Annotated in this window: 16 protein-coding genes; 5 read left to right on the top strand and 11 right to left on the bottom strand. The window is 64.5% G+C overall.

Annotation, left to right across the window (positions count from 1 at the left end):
• Window positions 1-227: 227 nt before the first annotated feature.
• The gene (locus P6U30_RS08660; RefSeq protein WP_407170404.1) at window positions 228-1,508 is read right to left on the bottom strand and encodes an aspartate aminotransferase family protein; all 1,281 of its coding nucleotides are present in this window, start codon (window positions 1,506-1,508) and stop codon (window positions 228-230) included.
• 197 nt (window positions 1,509-1,705) lie between these two features.
• Here P6U30_RS08660 and P6U30_RS08655 point away from each other — a divergent pair, with 197 nt between their 5' ends.
• Window positions 1,706-2,254, top strand: a complete 549-nt coding sequence (locus tag P6U30_RS08655; RefSeq protein ID WP_407150938.1) for a cupin domain-containing protein — start codon at window positions 1,706-1,708, stop codon at window positions 2,252-2,254.
• A 95-nt stretch (window positions 2,255-2,349) separates the two neighbouring features.
• Here the strand turns inward: P6U30_RS08655 and P6U30_RS08650 are convergent, their stop codons facing one another.
• Complete coding sequence (locus P6U30_RS08650) at window positions 2,350-3,585, bottom strand: MFS transporter (RefSeq protein WP_407168985.1); 1,236 nt, start codon at window positions 3,583-3,585, stop codon at window positions 2,350-2,352.
• Between the two features lie 109 nt (window positions 3,586-3,694).
• Window positions 3,695-4,153 (bottom strand): hypothetical protein, encoded by a 459-nt coding sequence (locus P6U30_RS08645; protein ID WP_407168984.1) that lies wholly within the window; start codon window positions 4,151-4,153, stop codon window positions 3,695-3,697.
• Between the two features lie 627 nt (window positions 4,154-4,780).
• Between P6U30_RS08645 and P6U30_RS08640 the strand changes: the two genes are divergently transcribed.
• The 3 genes from P6U30_RS08640 (at window position 4,781) to P6U30_RS08630 (ending at window position 8,064) form a co-directional block, all read left to right on the top strand.
• The gene (locus tag P6U30_RS08640) at window positions 4,781-5,077 is read left to right on the top strand and encodes a hypothetical protein (protein WP_407168983.1); all 297 of its coding nucleotides are present in this window, start codon (window positions 4,781-4,783) and stop codon (window positions 5,075-5,077) included.
• 300 nt (window positions 5,078-5,377) lie between these two features.
• Window positions 5,378-7,513 carry a flagellar biosynthesis protein FlhA gene (flhA, locus tag P6U30_RS08635; RefSeq protein WP_407168982.1) on the top strand — a complete coding sequence of 712 codons (2,136 nt, stop codon included), beginning with the start codon at window positions 5,378-5,380 and terminating at the stop codon, window positions 7,511-7,513.
• Between the two features lie 350 nt (window positions 7,514-7,863).
• Window positions 7,864-8,064 carry a hypothetical protein gene (locus tag P6U30_RS08630; RefSeq protein WP_407168981.1) on the top strand — a complete coding sequence of 67 codons (201 nt, stop codon included), beginning with the start codon at window positions 7,864-7,866 and terminating at the stop codon, window positions 8,062-8,064.
• A 154-nt stretch (window positions 8,065-8,218) separates the two neighbouring features.
• Here P6U30_RS08630 and P6U30_RS08625 read toward each other — a convergent pair whose 3' ends face one another.
• The 4 genes from P6U30_RS08625 to fliI all read right to left on the bottom strand — a co-directional run bounded on the left by P6U30_RS08625 (window position 8,219) and on the right by fliI (window position 11,756).
• Window positions 8,219-9,118, bottom strand: coding sequence for an anti-sigma factor domain-containing protein (locus tag P6U30_RS08625; RefSeq protein ID WP_407168980.1), 900 nt, complete (start codon window positions 9,116-9,118; stop codon window positions 8,219-8,221).
• 3 nt (window positions 9,119-9,121) lie between these two features.
• The gene (locus tag P6U30_RS08620; protein WP_407168979.1) at window positions 9,122-9,667 is read right to left on the bottom strand and encodes a sigma-70 family RNA polymerase sigma factor; all 546 of its coding nucleotides are present in this window, start codon (window positions 9,665-9,667) and stop codon (window positions 9,122-9,124) included.
• Between the two features lie 234 nt (window positions 9,668-9,901).
• The gene (fliJ, locus tag P6U30_RS08615; protein ID WP_407150931.1) at window positions 9,902-10,321 is read right to left on the bottom strand and encodes a flagellar export protein FliJ; all 420 of its coding nucleotides are present in this window, start codon (window positions 10,319-10,321) and stop codon (window positions 9,902-9,904) included.
• 109 nt (window positions 10,322-10,430) lie between these two features.
• Window positions 10,431-11,756: a flagellar protein export ATPase FliI gene (fliI, locus tag P6U30_RS08610; protein ID WP_407168978.1), complete on the bottom strand. Its 1,326-nt coding sequence runs from the start codon at window positions 11,754-11,756 to the stop codon at window positions 10,431-10,433.
• Between the two features lie 367 nt (window positions 11,757-12,123).
• Here fliI and ctrA point away from each other — a divergent pair, with 367 nt between their 5' ends.
• Complete coding sequence (gene ctrA, locus P6U30_RS08605) at window positions 12,124-12,825, top strand: response regulator transcription factor CtrA (protein WP_016848562.1); 702 nt, start codon at window positions 12,124-12,126, stop codon at window positions 12,823-12,825.
• 236 nt (window positions 12,826-13,061) lie between these two features.
• Here the strand turns inward: ctrA and P6U30_RS08600 are convergent, their stop codons facing one another.
• From P6U30_RS08600 to P6U30_RS08585, 4 genes are all read right to left on the bottom strand, one after another.
• Window positions 13,062-13,928: a CheR family methyltransferase gene (locus P6U30_RS08600; protein WP_407168977.1), complete on the bottom strand. Its 867-nt coding sequence runs from the start codon at window positions 13,926-13,928 to the stop codon at window positions 13,062-13,064.
• Window positions 13,925-15,100 carry a chemotaxis response regulator protein-glutamate methylesterase gene (locus P6U30_RS08595; RefSeq protein ID WP_407168976.1) on the bottom strand — a complete coding sequence of 392 codons (1,176 nt, stop codon included), beginning with the start codon at window positions 15,098-15,100 and terminating at the stop codon, window positions 13,925-13,927. The genes P6U30_RS08600 and P6U30_RS08595 overlap by 4 nt, the downstream gene beginning before the upstream one ends.
• A gap of 76 nt (window positions 15,101-15,176) precedes the next feature.
• Window positions 15,177-15,542 (bottom strand): PleD family two-component system response regulator, encoded by a 366-nt coding sequence (locus tag P6U30_RS08590; protein ID WP_407168975.1) that lies wholly within the window; start codon window positions 15,540-15,542, stop codon window positions 15,177-15,179.
• 74 nt (window positions 15,543-15,616) lie between these two features.
• Entirely contained in the window at window positions 15,617-16,087 is a 471-nt protein-coding gene (locus tag P6U30_RS08585; protein ID WP_407168974.1) for a chemotaxis protein CheW, read from the bottom strand.
• Between the last annotated feature and the right edge of the window lie 71 nt (window positions 16,088-16,158).

Genomic DNA, 16,158 nt, shown 5'->3' with positions numbered 1-16,158 from the left:
GAGCTAGAGCGGAATGACTTCGCATTGAACACGTTGACCGCGGATTCGGTCTCACCTCTCCCCAATGGGGAGAGGTCGATTTGCGCAGCAAATCGGGTGAGGGGCCGCAGCGCCAGCGAGGGACCTTAACCCCTCACCCGGCGCTACGCGCCGACCTCTCCCAAGGGAGAGGTGAATTCCCGCGCCTGCTCCTATCGACCCAATCTCGTCGCGGCTTATAGCAACTATCAGGCCGCGCGCTTGATGGCGTCGCCGAGGATCGAGACCATGTCGTCGATGTGCTTCTTCTCGACGATCAAGGGCGGCGACATCGCCATGGAATCGCCGCCGAGGCGCAGATAGAGGCCGGAGTTGAAGCAATCGACCATGATGTCGTAGCCGCGCGTGCCGACCGCGTCCTTGCGCGGCGCGACTTCGACCGCGCCCATCAGCCCGACATTGCGGATGTCGATGACATTCGGCAGGCCCTTCAGCGAGTGCAAGGCATCGCGCCAGTAGTCGGCGAGCGATGCGCCGCGGGTCAGCAGACCCTCATCCTTGTAGATGTCGAGCGTGGCCAGGCCGGCCGCGCAGGCCACTGGATGGGCCGAATAAGTGTAGCCGTGGAACAGCTCGATCGTGCCCTCCGGGCCGTTCATCAGCCCGTCATAGATCTTGCGGTCGGCGAACACGGCACCGCAGGGCACGGCACCGTTGGTGATGCCCTTGGCGGTCGTCATCAGGTCGGGCGTGACGCCGAAGAAGTTGGCGGCGAACGGCGTGCCGAGACGGCCAAAGCCGGTGATGACCTCGTCGAAGATCAGGAGGATGCCGTGCTTGGTGCAGAGCTCGCGCAGCCGCTGCAGGTAACCCTTCGGCGGCGGCAGCACCGCGGTCGAGCCGGGCACCGGCTCGACGATGACGGCCGCGATGGTGTCGGCGCCATGCAGCGCCACCATCCGCTCGACGTCGTCGGCGAGCTCGGCGCCGTGCTCCGGCAGGTCCTTGGCGAAGGCGTTGCGGGCGAGATCGTGGGTGTGGCGGATGTGGTCCACGCCGGGCAGATGGGTCGCGAAGGCGCGGCGGTTGGCGACCATGCCGCCGACCGACATGCCGCCGAAGCCGACGCCGTGATAGCCGCGCTCGCGGCCGATCAGCCGGGTGCGGGTCGGCTGGCCGGTCGCACGGTGATAGGCGAGCGCGATCTTCAGCGCGGTGTCGACCGATTCAGAACCCGAATTGGTGAAGAAGACGCGGTCGAGGCCCTTCGGCGCGATCTCGGCGAGCCGCTCGGCGAAATCGAACGCCAGCGGGTGGCCCATGTTGAAGGAGGGCGCGAAATCCAGCGTGGCGAGCTGGCGCTCGACGGCGGATGCAATCTGCGGACGGCCGTGGCCGGCGTTGACGCACCAGAGGCCGGCGGAGCCGTCGATCACCTGTCGCCCGTCGACGGAGGTGTAGTACATGCCCTTGGCGGAGGAGAACAGCCGCGGCGTCTTCTTGAACTGCCGGTTGGCCGTGAACGGCATCCAGAACGAATCGGTCTTGATGGTGTTCGGAATCTGATGAACGGTCACGGCGGCGCTCCATGGGCTGAGTTTGCCTAGTCGGACCACGCTTCGCGCTACTCAACAAGTCCTTTTCTGTCGCACCGCAAGCCATTGATCTGATTGGGGCGGTCTGCGAAGATTTGTTCGATCCGCAACACCTGCAACAGGACTTTGCCATGAGCGTCGATATCGGCGGACGGCTGCGATTCATCCGCGCGCGCCACAAGCTGTCGCAGCGGGAACTCGCCAAGCGGTCCGGCGTCACCAATTCGACGATCTCGCTGATCGAATCCAACCAGATGAATCCTTCGGTCGGCGCCCTGAAGCGCATCCTCGATGGCATCCCGATGGGGCTTGCGGAGTTCTTCGCGATCGAGCCGGAGCGCCCGCGCAAGGCATTTTACCGCGCCGAGGAGCTGACTGAGATCGGCAAGAAGCCGATCTCCTACCGCCAGGTCGGCGACAATCTGTTCGGCCGTGCCTTGCAGATCCTGAAAGAACGTTACGAGCCCGGCAGCGATACCGGCCGGGTGCCGCTGTCCCATGAGGGCGAGGAAGGCGGCATCGTGGTGAGCGGACGGCTCGAGGTCACGGTCGACGACGAGCGGCGGGTGCTGAATGCCGGCGACGCCTATTATTTCGAGAGCCGCCGCCCGCATCGTTTCCGCTGCATCGGCGCCAAGCCCTGCGAGGTGATCTCGGCCTGCACGCCGCCGTCATTTTGAACCCCGCGCCCGCAAGTCTTGCGTGTGCTTCTGCCTCGCCGTCACGGATCAAATGCGGGACAGGCTTCGCATGAAAACGCGCGACGGATCATGCTCTATGCCAGCGCCAGCCGCTGCCGGGCGCGCAGCAGCAACAGCACCATGATGGTGACGTTGAGCAGGTTCCAGGCCAGCCCATTGGCGAAGGCCGCCGCATAGGAGCCGGTGGCGTCGAAGATCACGCCCGAGATCCAGCCGCCGAGAGACATGCCGAACACCGAAGCGAAGATCACGATGCCGATGCGGGTCGCCGCTTCCGCCGCCGGCATCGCCTCCCGCACGATGATCGCATAGCTCGGCACGATACCGCCCTGGAACAGGCCGAACATCGCGGAGATGATGTACAGCGAGGTCAGGCTGTCGAAGAACAGATAGAACAACAGCGCCGACCCTTGCGCGACCGAGCCGATCAGGAGTGTGCGGATGCCTCCGATCTTGTCGGCGAGGAAGCCGGAGCCGATCCGGCTGATAATGCCGAAGCCGAGCATCAGCGACAGCATCTCGGCGCCGCGCGCCACGCCATAGCCAAGATCGCCGCAGTAGGCGACGATGTGGACTTGCGGCATCGACATCGCGACGCAACAAGCGATCGAGGCCACCGACAGGATCGCGGTCAGGGCATTGGTGGAGAGCTTCAGGTCGACCCGTGGCGGCGGCGCGTTGACATGGCTGCGCTGGGTCGCCGCCCCCATCAACAGGCGCAGCGCGACGAGCGAGACCGCCATGGCGATCGCGGTGAAGATGCCGATCGCGATATGGGTGGTCCGCCAGCCGAAGGTCTGGAGTCCGAAATTCACCGCCGGCGGCCACAGCGTGCCGCCGATGTAGTTGCCGCTCGCCGCGATCGCGACCGCGAGCCCGCGAAAGCGGTCGAACCAGTGCGAGGCCTCGGCCATCAACGGACCAAAGGTCGCGGCCGAGGACAGCCCGATGGCGAAATGCAGCAGAATGAACGCCCAGACCGACGGTGCGTAGCCGGCCCCGATATAGCCAAGGCCTAGGATGCCGATCCCGACGCCGATCGCGGCGACAATGCCATAGCGATCGCTGATCCTGCCGGTCACCACCTGGCCGAGGCCGAAGCCGAGCATCACCATGGTGAAGGCGAGCGATGCGGTCCCGCGCGTTGCGCCGAAATCGGACTGCACCACCGGCAGCGCCACCACGACCGACCACATGCCGACGCTGCCGAGCGAACCGATGACTACGGCGACGGCAAGCCTCAGCCATGCCCGGCGCGAGTCGGGAACGAACGTTGCAGGTTCGGAGGAAAATTGAGAATAAATTGCCACGGCAGCCGGAACTTCGTCGGCATTTGCCGCAACGTCAAGCCGCAATGCCGAGAGATTAGGCATGCGCGAACAACGGGACGCGTGCCCCGCGACGGGAATGCGAGCCGGATCAATTGCCGAAATTCGGATCCTGCGACTGGAACGGGCCGCATTTCGCGTGCGTTGCGAACCGCTGATCGAAGTCGACGGTGCCGCCGGTGACGGGAATGCGGGTCGGCGGCAGGCCCCGGAGGTACTGATTGACGGTCACGGTCTTCTCGTCATCGCTCAAGGTGACGCGAACCGGCTCGAGCGGCTTACCCTTGTTTACATCAGTCAGATCGAGTGCGTAGTAGCCGATCACCGATTGTCCGCCGCGCATGTGGCGATCGACCGATAGCGGCAGGTAGAGCTCCATCCGGACACCCTCACCCTCGCAAGCCATCATGCGGATCATCGCGGCTTCGAAGCCCGGAGGCTTGGCGGCGGCAGCCGTCGCGAAGCAAAGGGTGACGGCCACGACAAGGCCAATCGCCGCGCAGCCGTGCCTGCTGGTTGCGGCAATCGTGCGGTGCATTTGGCTTGGCATCTTGCCTCCTGTTCCATGGACGATGACCTCGCACTTCGTCGGACGCAGCGGTCGGCAGGTTCAATCCCAGCCGCAGCGGGCCGTTCGGGAATATCGCTCGCTGGATGGTGATCATCCTGGCCAGGAAGGCAGCTACGAAGGCTGTTACAATGTGTGTCGGTTCACACAGGCCATTTGCCATTCCCGTTACCATGGCCGCGCGTGCCCGGGACACTCTTCGCACGCCTGTTCAGCCTGGACCGGAAGGAGTTGCCTGCGGGCCGGCACCGTGCCGCACGCCTTGGAAGACAACGAGCAATGCTGCATCGTCGGAGGGTCACCATGCATTTGTCGTCAGCGGAATGGCTACCCGTCTCAACCGCGCCGTCGGACCGGGACCTCGAAGTCTGCGTCCTCGACTATGATGGGATTGTTCATGCGCTCGTCTTCCCTTGTCACCGGCAAGGCGCCGAATGGGTCGACGACGCCAACAGGAAGCACCTCGACATCCAGCCGACGCATTGGCGCAACTGGAGGCATGCGGCGAATTAGGCGACGGGGCGCACCGGTCTCGAAGCAGCGCCTCGCACCGATCTGGAAAATCGGCTAGAGTTGTCGTGTGGGTTCAGGGTGAGCCGGAGGCTCGTCATGGAATCGCACGCGATCCCTTTCGAAAATCGCTGGACCAACGGCAAGCATGCCTGGGAATGGCATTGCGAGCTTGAGCGGCTGGGCGTCCCGACCGTGAGAGCCATGTTCTGCGAGCACGAAACGCACCATCTCGAAGAGCCGGCCGTGGTGTTCGATATCCCCGCCGGCTTTGTGCGCGACTGGCTGGCCTTTCATGACCGGCGCACCGCGCGCCGGCAGTTGCTCTGGCGCGCAAGCGTCATCCTGCTGGGCCTGGTCGCCGCATCGGGCGTCGTGTTCGGCGCCCTCAGATAGCCGTTGGCCCCAACCCGCAGCCGGAGTAACCGCGCAGCCCTGCCGCTCGCGGATGTAGCAGGCCAGCCTCCCGCCCCGCCGATCGGCCCAGAACGGCGCAACCGCGAGCCGAATTAACCCTTTGCTAACCATACACCGGGCAAAAATTGCCGAGTGAAGTCGAGTGTCGTCGATCGCGTATGACGGGCGGAGATCCCCGTGGACGCAAGTGCGGTGCCTCACTTTCGAAGCGGCGGCCCTTCGGCGGTCGCGCAGACGCTTGGCGGCCGCAGCCGCCAATCGCGGGGGAGAGCGGCTACCATGGTCGACATCACGGCGGGTCAGGGCACGGCGGGCAAAGGCGGCAGCTTCCCGAGCCTCAGTGACATCGGCGATATCTTAAAGCGCGGCGATCTCGCGCTTGCGCTCGGCGTCCTCACTATCCTGGTGGTGCTGATCCTGCCGCTGCCCTCGATCGTGCTCGACCTCTTCCTGGCGGTCTCGATCACGGTCTCGGTCCTGATCCTGATGACCTCGCTGTTCATCCAGGCGCCGCTGGAATTTTCGTCGTTCCCGACCATCCTCCTGATCTCGACCATGCTGCGGCTGTCGCTGAACATGGCTTCGACCCGGCTGATCCTGAGCCACGGCCATGAGGGCACCGCCGCCGCCGGCCATGTCATCGAGGCGTTCGGCAACTTCGTGATGGGCGGCAACTTCGTGATCGGCATCATCGTGTTCGCGATCCTGGTGATCGTGAACTTCGTGGTCATCACCAAGGGTTCGGGCCGCATCGCCGAGGTCGCGGCGCGCTTCCAGCTCGACTCGATGCCCGGCAAGCAGATGGCGATCGACGCCGACCTCTCCGCCGGATTGATCGACGAGAAGACCGCCAAGGAACGGCGCAAAGCGCTGGAGGACGAGAGCGGTTTCTTCGGCGCGATGGACGGCGCCTCGAAATTCGTCCGCGGCGATGCCATCGCGGGCCTTTTGATTGTCGGCATCAACATCGTCGGCGGCATCATCATCGGCGTCGCCCAGCAGGGCCTTTCCTTCAGCGAAGCCGCCCGCACCTACACGGTGCTGACCGTCGGCGACGGCCTCGTCACCCAAGTGCCCGCCCTGATCGTCTCGACTGCGGCGGGCTTGCTCGTCTCCAAGGCTGGCATCACCGGCGCCGCCGACAAGGCGCTGATGGGGCAGCTCTCCGGCTATCCGCAGGCGCTCGGCATGTCCGCCGGCGTCATGCTGGTGCTATCGCTCTTGCCTGGCATTCCGATGCTCCCCTTCATGGCGCTCGGCTCGGGCGCCGCGGCACTGGCCTGGTCCGCGCGCAAACAGAAGCGGGCGGTGAAGGCCGCCGAAGCCGCCGCCGCAGCGGCCCCGGCTGCCGCGGCGGCCGCCGCCGCTGCCGCCGCGGACGAGTCGATCTCAGCCGCGCTGAAGATCGACGACCTCAAGATCGAGCTCGGCTACGCGCTGTTGCCCCTGGTGAACGGCCCCGACGGCACCGACCGCCTGACCGAGCAGATCAAGGCGCTGCGCCGCTCGCTCGCGATCGAGATGGGCTTCGTGATGCCGGCGGTGCGCATCCTCGACAATGTGCAGCTCGAGGCCAACAGCTACGCCATCAAGATCAAGGAGGTCGACGCCGGCACCGGCAAGATCTGGCCGAACCAGTTCATGGTCATGGACCCCGCCGGCAACCAGGTTCAGCTACCCGGCATCCACACCATCGAGCCGACCTTCGGCTTGCCGGCAACCTGGGTCGATGCCGGCCTCAAGGAAGAGGCCGCGCTGAAGGGATACACCGTGGTCGATGCCGCCACCGTACTGTCGACCCACCTGACCGAATTGCTCAAGACCAACATGGCGGACCTGCTGTCCTATGGCGAGGTGCAGAAGCTGCTCAAGGAGCTGCCGAAGGAGCAGGGCGAGCTGATCAAGGACATCGTGCCGAGCCAGGTCACGGTGTCGGGCATCCAGCGCGTGCTGCAGCTCCTGCTCGCCGAGCGCATCTCGATCCGCGACCTCTCGACCATCCTCGAGGGCATCGCCGACGCGCTGGCGTTCTCGCGCAATCCCGCTGCCATGGTCGAACACGTCCGCGCCCGGCTGGCGCGACAGATCTGCGCGCAGAACACCTCGCCGAACGGCTATTTGCCGCTGATCGCACTGTCGGCGCGATGGGAACAGGCCTTCGCCGAGTCGATCGTCGGACAGGGCGATGACCGCAGCCTGGCGATGCAACCCTCGAAGCTTTCCGAGTTCATGACCGCGGTGCGCAACGCCTTCGAGCAGGCGGCGCGCGAAGGCGAGGCTCCGGTGCTGGTGACGTCGGCTGCGATCCGGCCGTTCGTCCGCTCGCTGGTCGAGCGGTTCCGCTCGCAAACCACCGTGCTGTCGCAGGCCGAGATCCATCCGCGGGCACGCCTGAAAACGGTCGGCAGCGTCTAGGTTTTCGAGGCAAATCAGTTGCGTTCGCCGAGTGCTTTTCCGTCACAGGCAACCGATTTGTTCGGAACCGGACCGGAACGGCCCTATCTTGACCGCCGCAGCGCACCTTCCTTATAAGCACCTGATATAATTTCGTTTATCTTCTTGGATGACCTTCACATCGCCGCTTTTGATCGCGCAGGATCACGTCTCATCACTGCCTTGTGATCGCCTCTAGGGAACGGAATGGACAAATCCTACGTTAGCGGGGCGCGAGACATTGAACCCGGCAGCGAACGTAAGCGACACATCGACGAACGTAAGCGACACATCGACGAGAGCAGAGAGCAGGAAGGCGGCAGGAGACTTCCATGAACCACTCGATCTATAGCGCCGATCGTATGACGCACCTGAAGATCGTCGTGGTTGCCCTGATCGCGGGTATCCTGGTCGCCGGTTTCGGTATCTCGGTACACAACGCGTCGGACGATGGCTATGCCCAGACGGCGCGCGTTATCAAGGCCGGCAAGCCGGTTGCAGTGACAAGCTCGGGCAACTCGCTCGTCCGCTAACAGGAGAATTTCACGGAATTCACGTAGCTCTTTACAGCCCCCCAAAGTCGCTACGTGGATATTAAGACCCCCAACTACCCCCAAGTTGACTGTTGAAAACGCCCGCTCCCCACGGGCGTTTTCTTTTTTGTGCATTTCTGACCAAAGGCGACCGCTAATTCTGCCCGCCCGGCACCGTCTCGATCAGCTTGCCGGTGAAGACCGGTGCGGAGGTCGGCTGTCCGCTCGGCGATCCGCCCTCTTGTTCGATCGTGACGGCATAGGTGGCGCCGTTGATGACGTCGGGATCGTAGCCCGCGAGTGCCGGGCGCTCGGTGAAATCATCAGCGCCGATCACGCCGAGCGAGCGGGGCTGCGGCAGCTTGTCGGAGATCAGCCATAGCTCGAAGCTCTTGCCTTGCTCCGCCGCGGCGCCGACCTTGCGCACCGTGAAGTTCTTGGTCGCGCCGTCGATGGTCAGGATGAAGGCCGGGCCGCCGCCCTGGCCCTGTAGCAGTGCGACATATTGCGCTGATGGCGTGAGCACCGGCGCCGGCGTCTTCACCTCGACGGTGCGGATGCGCGGCTTCGGCCGCAGGCTGTCCGGCAAGGCGTCGGGCTGGAAGATCTGCAACCCGACCATCACGAGCAGCGCCGCCGCGATCGCGCTCGCAACCGACGCGATGCCGCGCCAGCGCTTCACGCGACCCGCGAGATCGATGACGTTGCTCTGGTCGGCGACCGGTGCGCGAATCTCGGCCGGCTCGACTTGCGGCGACGGTGACGGCGCAGGCATTGGCTCCGGTGGCGGCACCGGCTCGGGTAGCGCGAGCGGCGCCTGCGCTTCGCCGGGACGACCGATCGCGAATTTGATGTTCTCCCAGACGATCGGCCGCGGCTCGACCAGGCCGACCATCTGGTTCAGCGGCCCGAGCCTGAATTCCCACGCTTGCACGACCGCGGCGAACTCCGTGTCGACGGCCATCATGGTCTCGACCTGCGTGCGCTCGTCGGCATCGAGCGTGCCGAGCGCATATTCCGCGGCGAGCACGATATGGTCTTCGCTATAGGCCATCACTTAGAGTCCAAGACACTCCCTGATTTCCATCATGCTCCGGCGCAGCCAGGTCTTTACCGTGTTGACCGGCGTCTCGAATTTCGCGGCCAATTGCTCGCGGCTCCAACCGTTGTAGTAGGCGAGCAGTACGAGCTTCTGACGATCCGGCTCCAGACGGCCGACGCACTCGAGCAATCGCCTCAACTCTTCCGTCATCTCCCGTCGCGCCAGCGGATCGGGCGATTCCGCGGCCGCTTCCATGGCCGCCGGCTCCTCCTCGAGCGAGACCTCGCCTCGCTTGCGCGCGACATCGATGGCGCGGTTGCGCGCGATCGACGTCATCCAGGTGATCGGGGAAGAGAGGGCTGGATTGAACTGCCCGGCGCCGTTCCAGATCTTGACGTAAGCCTCCTGGATGACTTCCTCGGCGAGGTCCTGACGCCGCAAGATACGGAGCACAACGCCGAAGAGTTTCGCGCGCGTGGCAACGTAAAGCCGCTCAAAGGCGGCCTCGTCCCCCTTGGCGACGGCGGCGACCAGCCAGACCAGCTCAGCCGAGGTCAGCATTCAGCGTCCCCCAAAGCCCGCTTCCCCCATCGCGTCCTCGCCGACCGCTCGGTGCCCGCCTGCCCTGTTGCCAATGGTCTTGCCGCCAATTGTCTTTCCGTCGCCATCTCCTGAACGCTCGTAGCATACTTTTTTGCCAGCCGACCCAGCCAATGGGCCGGGTTGTGGACAGCTCAAACAAAAGCCCGGGCCAAAGCCCGGGCTGTCATCGTCTTGCAAGCTGGAGGCGATGCGTCAGGCGATGACGCCGAGACGGGCGCGCATCAACCCGATCGAGTCCATGTCGGCCTGCTCGCGGGCGGTCTCTTCGGCGCGCTCACGCGCCTGGTCGCGCTCGTCGAGCAGCTCGACCTTCTTGAGCTCCTCGAATGCCTCCGACAGCAGAGCCTTGGCGTCCTCGAGCTGGCTGCGCAATTCGTCGGCGGAGCGGGTGAGATTTTCCCGGCGCTGGATCGCCGCCTTGGCGTAGGTCGGATAGGCGAAATGGGTGGGATCGTTGATCCCGGCACGCTCCTGCTCGACCTGGATCTCGCGCTCCAGCTCGACCGACATGCGCTGGAAGTCGGCGATCATGCCTTCGATCTGGGTGACCCGGCGGCGCTTTTCGTCGACCTGAAACTTCTTCAGCCGGATCAGCGTTTCACGTGACTTCATCGACTCCTACTCCCCAGAAGTCCCGATTTTGAACGCGGGACAGAGCCGGCTTCCCGCTGGGCCCCGCCGGCATCGCTAATGGTCTGCCGCGGATGATGGCCTGACAAAGTTAGCGTTCCGTTTCCAAACCCGACAGGATTTGAGCGAGTTGCCGGTAGCCATCACCGAGGCTGGTCGCCTCGTCCTTGGCCTGACGCAGGAAGGCTTCCAGCGGCTCGTGCAGCCGGATCGCCTCGTCGACCTCGGCGCTGGAACCCGGCCGATAGGCGCCGAGCCGGATCAGTTCTTCCATGTCGGCATAGGTCGCCATCACCTGCCGCGCCTTGGTGATGAACGGCAGGAAGGCCGGATCGGCGGACCGCGGCATGGTGCGCGACACCGACTTCAGGATGTTGACCGCCGGATAGCGACCACGCTCGGCGATCGCGCGCTGCATCACGATGTGGCCGTCGAGAATGCCGCGCACCGCGTCCGCGATCGGCTCGTTGTGATCGTCGCCATCGACCAGCACCGTGAAGATCGCGGTGATGGTGCCGGCCCCCGTGCCCGGCCCTGCCCGCTCAAGCAGCTTCGGCAATTCGGTGAACACGGTCGGCGTGTAGCCCTTGGCGGTCGGCGGCTCGCCCGCCGACAGGCCGATCTCGCGCTGTGCCATCGCAAAGCGCGTCACCGAGTCCATCAGGCACAGCACGTCCTTGTCCTCGTCGCGGAAATATTCCGCGATCGCGAGCGTGAGATAGGCGGCCTGCCGCCGCATCAGCGCCGGCTCGTCCGAGGTCGCGACCACGACGACCGAGCGCGCCAGGCCCTCTTCCCCGAGGTCCTCCTGCAGGAATTCCTGCACCTCTCGGCCGCGTTCGCCGATCAGGCCGATCACGGAGATGTCGGCATCGACGTTGCGCGCCAGCATCGACAGCAGCACCGACTTGCCGACACCGGAGCCCGCGAAGATGCCGAGCCGCTGGCCGCGGCAGCAGGTCAGGAATGTATTGAGGCCGCGCACGCCGAGATCGAGCGGGGCGCCGACCCGCTTGCGCGAATGCGCCGGCGGCGGCGAGTTGCGGTAGGGCATCGGCGAGGCGCCGTGAACCAGCGGCCCCTTGCCGTCGATCGGCTCGCCCATCGCGTTGATGACGCGGCCGAGCCAAGCCGGCGACGGCCGCACCTGGCTTGCCGCGTTGGCGATCACGGCGCGGCAGCCGCGCCTGACGCCGTCGAGGCCGCCGAACGGCATCACGACCGCGTTCTCACCGGAGAAGCCGATCACCTCGGCCGGGATGACGCGGCCGGCGCCGACGTCGATCACGATGCGGGCGCCGACCGACATCGCGTGAATCGGCCCCGCGATCTCGACCATGAGCCCGCGCACCCCGACGACGCGGCCATAAATATTGACACCGTCGATGTCGCCGATCTGCTCCGCGAGCGCCTTCATTGCGAAAACCTTAAGTTTCCGCGCTTTTGGATTTGCCGCTTAACTTCGTGTTTACCCGCATCATTAATCATTGCGTCACTGTCTTTGGTGACTGAGGTCGCTTGCCCGTCAGAAGAAGGGCGAGTCGCGAGAGTCGGTTAGCGCCGTCTCTTAATCTGGAACTTGAACGAGAGCGGGTAGGAAAAGCTTCTTCTACGCAATATCTTAGGGCGATTCGACAGAAATTGCACGGTTAGAGCTTGCGTCGAGGAATCAGTTTTTGTTAACCATAGCTCGTCAGGATCCGAATCAGTTGTTCAAAGGCGTTCTGTGAGTGCCGCAAGTGCGGCCGACCTGACGCCCGGAGCGGCGACTAAAGGGGACTGGCATGCGCGTTTTGCTGATTGAAGATGACAGCGCCGTCGCGCAGTCGATCGAATTGATGCTGAAGTCCGAGAGTTTCAACGTCTACACGACGGACCTCGGGGAAGAAGGCGTCGATCTCGGCAAACTTTACGACTACGACATCATCCTTCTCGACCTCAACCTGCCCGACATGTCCGGCTACGACGTGCTCAAGCAGCTCCGGGTGTCGAAGATCAAAACCCCCATTCTGATCCTTTCCGGCCTCGCCGGCATCGAGGACAAGGTCAAGGGTCTCGGCGTCGGCGCCGACGACTACATGACCAAGCCCTTCCACAAGGACGAACTGGTCGCCCGCATCCATGCGATCGTGCGCCGCTCCAAGGGCCACGCCCAGTCCGTCATCCAGACCGGCGACCTCGTCGTCAATCTCGACACCAAGACGGTCGAGGTCGGCGGCCAGCGCGTGCATCTGACCGGCAAGGAATACCAGATGCTGGAGCTGCTCTCGCTCCGCAAGGGCACCACGCTGACCAAGGAAATGTTCCTCAACCATCTCTATGGCGGCATGGACGAGCCGGAGCTGAAGATCATCGACGTCTTCATCTGCAAGCTGCGCAAGAAGCTCGCCAACGCCTCCGAGGGCCGCAACTTCATCGAGACCGTGTGGGGCCGCGGCTACGTGCTGCGCGAGCCGCACGAGGCCGACGAGCGCATCCCCGCCTGATCTTCTCAAGGGTATCAGCAGCCGAACCATCCGGTTCGCTGCTCCCGACTGAACCCCGCCGCAACCGGCGGGGTTTTTGTTTGGATTGACCCGTCGCTTTGTATGGGCCGATCCTGTCGAACAACGACATCCTTGCCCTGCTACGGGAGATGTGTGGAGCGAGACTGCATAGATTCACAGCCTCTCAGGATCACGGGCGGTAAGCCGCGTCGCGCCACAAGAGAATCTCGCTCGCCTCAGCGCGCAGCCGAAGCCACCGCTTTCAGCACATGGACTGCGCCGGCACGCGCCACGGTATTCGGCTGATAGAGCCCGCGCCTCTCCGGATAGGGCCTGAACAGATTGGTGATGCCGACCACGGATTCGGCGGCGCCGAGCGCCAGCACGCCATCGGGCTCGAGCATCCGCGACAGCTTGGCGAAGATGCCCGTCTTGGTGTCCTGATCGAAATAGATCAGCACGTTGCGGCAGAAGATAACGTCGAAGGTGCCGAGATGAGAGAGGTCGTGCAGGAGATTGAGCTGGCGATGCTGCACCATGCCGCGGATATCCGCGTTGAGCTGCCAGAGCTCGCCGTGTTGGGTGAAATATTTGAGCAGCAGATGGATCGGCAAGCCGCGCTGGACCTCGAACTGGCTGAACAGGCCGGCCTTGGCTTTCTCCAGCACCGCCTGCGACAGGTCGGTGGCGACGATCTCGATCCGCCAGCCGGCGAACAGCGCGCTTGCCTCCTTCAGGCACATCGCGATCGAATAAGGCTCCTGCCCGGTCGACGAGGCCGCGCACCAGATGCGTAGCGAGCGACGTGCCGCACGCGCCTGCGCGAGCGCCGGCAGCACCGCCTCCCTCAGATGGTCGAACGGGATCTTGTCGCGAAAGAAGAAGGTCTCATTGGTGGTCATCGCCTCGACCACCTCTGCTACCAGCGCGTCCGCACCGCCCTTCATCATCCTCTGCACGAGCTCCGGGATGCCGGCGAGATTCCATCGGCGAGCCAGCGGCAGGAGACGGCTCTCGACCAGGTATTGCTTGTCGGCCGAGAGGTCGAGCCCGGACCGCTCCTTCAGCAGCTTGCGCAGATACTCATAATCCAGCGGCGTCACGAACGGTCTCCCGAAAACACACGAACAAGTTTCGGTGCGATTTGATTGAGCGGCAGCACGGCGGCGCAGATGCCGGCATTGGCCGCCGCGCCGGGCATACCCCACACCACGCTGGTCGCCTCGTCCTGGGCGATCACGCTGCCGCCGGCCGCGACGATCTCCTTGCCCCCACGCATGCCGTCGGAGCCCATCCCGGTCAGGATCAACGACATGATGCTGCCTTGCCAGACTTCGATCGCAGAGATGAACATTGGATCGACGGCGGGCTTGCAGAAATTGACCGGCGGTCCGTCGTCGAGCGCGATCACCGCATGGATGCCCTGACGGGCGACGCGCATATGGCGGCCGCCCGGCGCAAGATAGATCTGACCGGCCTTGATGACCTCGCCGTCGACAGCCTCATGCGCCGGCCGCTTGCTGGTGCGCGCCAAATGCTCGGCGAGAATGGTGGTGAAGGTTGGCGGCATGTGCTGGGTGATCAGCACCGGGAAGCGATCGATCACCGGTCCGATCTCGGCGACCAGCGCCATCAGCGCCTGCGGACCGCCGGTCGAGGAGCCGATCAGCAGCACCTTCGGCGGCATCAGGCCGAGCTGGCGGCGGACGAATTGCACCGGCGCGGCGGCCGACGCAGGCGCAGCGCCCGCTGCCGTCACACGCGGCCTGTCATGCCCCGGCGCCAGCGTCGGGCTCGCCGTGCTACTGACGGCGTTGCGGCGCGCCTTGGCGCCGAGATGACGGATCTTCTGGATCAGGTCGTGGCGGAAGGTTTCCGCGGCGGTCGCTTCGCGTGTGCTTTCCGGCTTCGGAATGTAGTCGGAGGCGCCGAGCGACAGCGCCTTCAGGCTGATCTCGGCGTTGCGGCGGGTCAGCGTCGACGCCATGATGACGACAAGGTCGCGCTTCTTGGCCAGCAGTTGCGGCAGCGCCGAAATGCCGTCGAGATCGGGCATTTCGATGTCGAGCACAGCAACGTCGGGATTGATCCGCTGGAGCTGATTGACGGCGTCGAGGCCGGTGCGCAGCGACGCCACGACTTCCATGTCGGGCTCCGCCCCGATCCAGCGCGAGATCATCCCGCGGATCACGACGGAGTCATCGACCACCATCACCCGCACCTTCTCGGTACGGGGCGATGTCGGGGTCGCAGCACTTGTCAACGCAACACTCATGAACTCACCAGCGACGCAACGGCACGTAGGATAACGGTAGAGCCGATGGCTTCCGCCGCCGGATCGGACGCAAACTTTAGATGAGCCCGACTTCTTGGAACTTCGCGGTGACGATGTCCCGGTCGAACGGCTTCATGATGTACTCGTTGGCGCCGGCATGCAGCGCGCGGGCAATATGCGCGACGTCGTTCTCGGTGGTGCAGAACACCACCTTGGGCTGATCGCCGCCCGGCATGCGCCGCAGATTGCCGAGAAACTCGTAGCCATCCATCACGGGCATGTTCCAGTCGAGCAGCACCGCGTCCGGCATTGCGCGCTTGCAAACCTCGAGCGCCTTTTCGCCGTCCTCGGCCTCGACGATTTGGAAATCGAGACCTTCGAGGATGCGGCGGGCGACCTTGCGAATGACGCTGGAGTCATCGACAACAAGACAGGTTCTCATCTGCGACCTCTGCTTCCTCATCCCCTCGGGGATGTCTGTTCTTCACTTCGGTTACCCTGGTCACGCTGCCTTTCTCAGGCGGCCTTGACGTCGGGCATCAATTCGAGCACGCGATCGACATCGAGGACGACCATGAGCTGGCCGTCGAGGCGGTGGACGCCGCCGGCGAGCTTGGCCATGCGGGGATCGAGGTTGACCGGATTGTCCTCGCGGCTCGCCTCGGGCAGCCGCAGCACCTCGCCGATCTGGTCGATCAGGAGGCCGTAGGATTCCCCGCGCAGGTCGACGCCGACCGCCATCATCACCTGGCCGCTGTCGGCCTTGGGCAGGCCGAGCCGGGCGCGCATGTCGATCACGGTGACGATGCGGCCGCGCAAGTTGAGCACGCCGGCGATCTCGCCGGAGGCCAGCGGCACCCGGGTCAGCCGCTCCGGCATGAACACGTCCTGCACCCGCGAGATCGGCAGCCCGAACAATTGCCCGCCGATCACAGCGGTGACGTATTCGGCCATCGCGCCGTCGCTGATCTCGCTCGTGCTGGTCATCGCATCTGGTCCTTCAAGCCCCTTGTTTTGAGCATGATCTGATCGGAAAACCGGTTCCCACTTTTCGCTAA

Source organism: Bradyrhizobium sp. ORS 111, assembly GCF_045571485.1.
In the GTDB taxonomy this organism is placed as follows: Bacteria; Pseudomonadota; Alphaproteobacteria; order Rhizobiales; family Xanthobacteraceae; genus Bradyrhizobium.
This window is presented reverse-complemented; position numbering and strand designations above follow the sequence as displayed.

What these genes read in the sequence shown, in the direction of transcription:
- P6U30_RS08590 (WP_407168975.1), bottom strand. Translation starts at nt 15,542, where the DNA reads ATGAGAACCTGTCTTGTTGTCGATGACTCCAGCGTCATTCGCAAGGTC.
- P6U30_RS08620 (WP_407168979.1), bottom strand. Translation starts at nt 9,667, where the DNA reads ATGCTGACCTCGGCTGAGCTGGTCTGGCTGGTCGCCGCCGTCGCCAAG.
- fliJ (WP_407150931.1), bottom strand. Translation starts at nt 10,321, where the DNA reads ATGAAGTCACGTGAAACGCTGATCCGGCTGAAGAAGTTTCAGGTCGAC.
- P6U30_RS08645 (WP_407168984.1), bottom strand. Translation starts at nt 4,153, where the DNA reads ATGCCAAGCCAAATGCACCGCACGATTGCCGCAACCAGCAGGCACGGC.
- P6U30_RS08630 (WP_407168981.1), top strand. Translation starts at nt 7,864, where the DNA reads ATGAACCACTCGATCTATAGCGCCGATCGTATGACGCACCTGAAGATC.
- P6U30_RS08655 (WP_407150938.1), top strand. Translation starts at nt 1,706, where the DNA reads ATGAGCGTCGATATCGGCGGACGGCTGCGATTCATCCGCGCGCGCCAC.
- fliI (WP_407168978.1), bottom strand. Translation starts at nt 11,756, where the DNA reads ATGAAGGCGCTCGCGGAGCAGATCGGCGACATCGACGGTGTCAATATT.
- P6U30_RS08660 (WP_407170404.1), bottom strand. Translation starts at nt 1,508, where the DNA reads ATGCCGTTCACGGCCAACCGGCAGTTCAAGAAGACGCCGCGGCTGTTC.
- P6U30_RS08595 (WP_407168976.1), bottom strand. Translation starts at nt 15,100, where the DNA reads ATGAGTGTTGCGTTGACAAGTGCTGCGACCCCGACATCGCCCCGTACC.
- P6U30_RS08625 (WP_407168980.1), bottom strand. Translation starts at nt 9,118, where the DNA reads ATGGCCTATAGCGAAGACCATATCGTGCTCGCCGCGGAATATGCGCTC.
- P6U30_RS08585 (WP_407168974.1), bottom strand. Translation starts at nt 16,087, where the DNA reads ATGACCAGCACGAGCGAGATCAGCGACGGCGCGATGGCCGAATACGTC.
- flhA (WP_407168982.1), top strand. Translation starts at nt 5,378, where the DNA reads ATGGTCGACATCACGGCGGGTCAGGGCACGGCGGGCAAAGGCGGCAGC.
- P6U30_RS08640 (WP_407168983.1), top strand. Translation starts at nt 4,781, where the DNA reads ATGGAATCGCACGCGATCCCTTTCGAAAATCGCTGGACCAACGGCAAG.
- ctrA (WP_016848562.1), top strand. Translation starts at nt 12,124, where the DNA reads ATGCGCGTTTTGCTGATTGAAGATGACAGCGCCGTCGCGCAGTCGATC.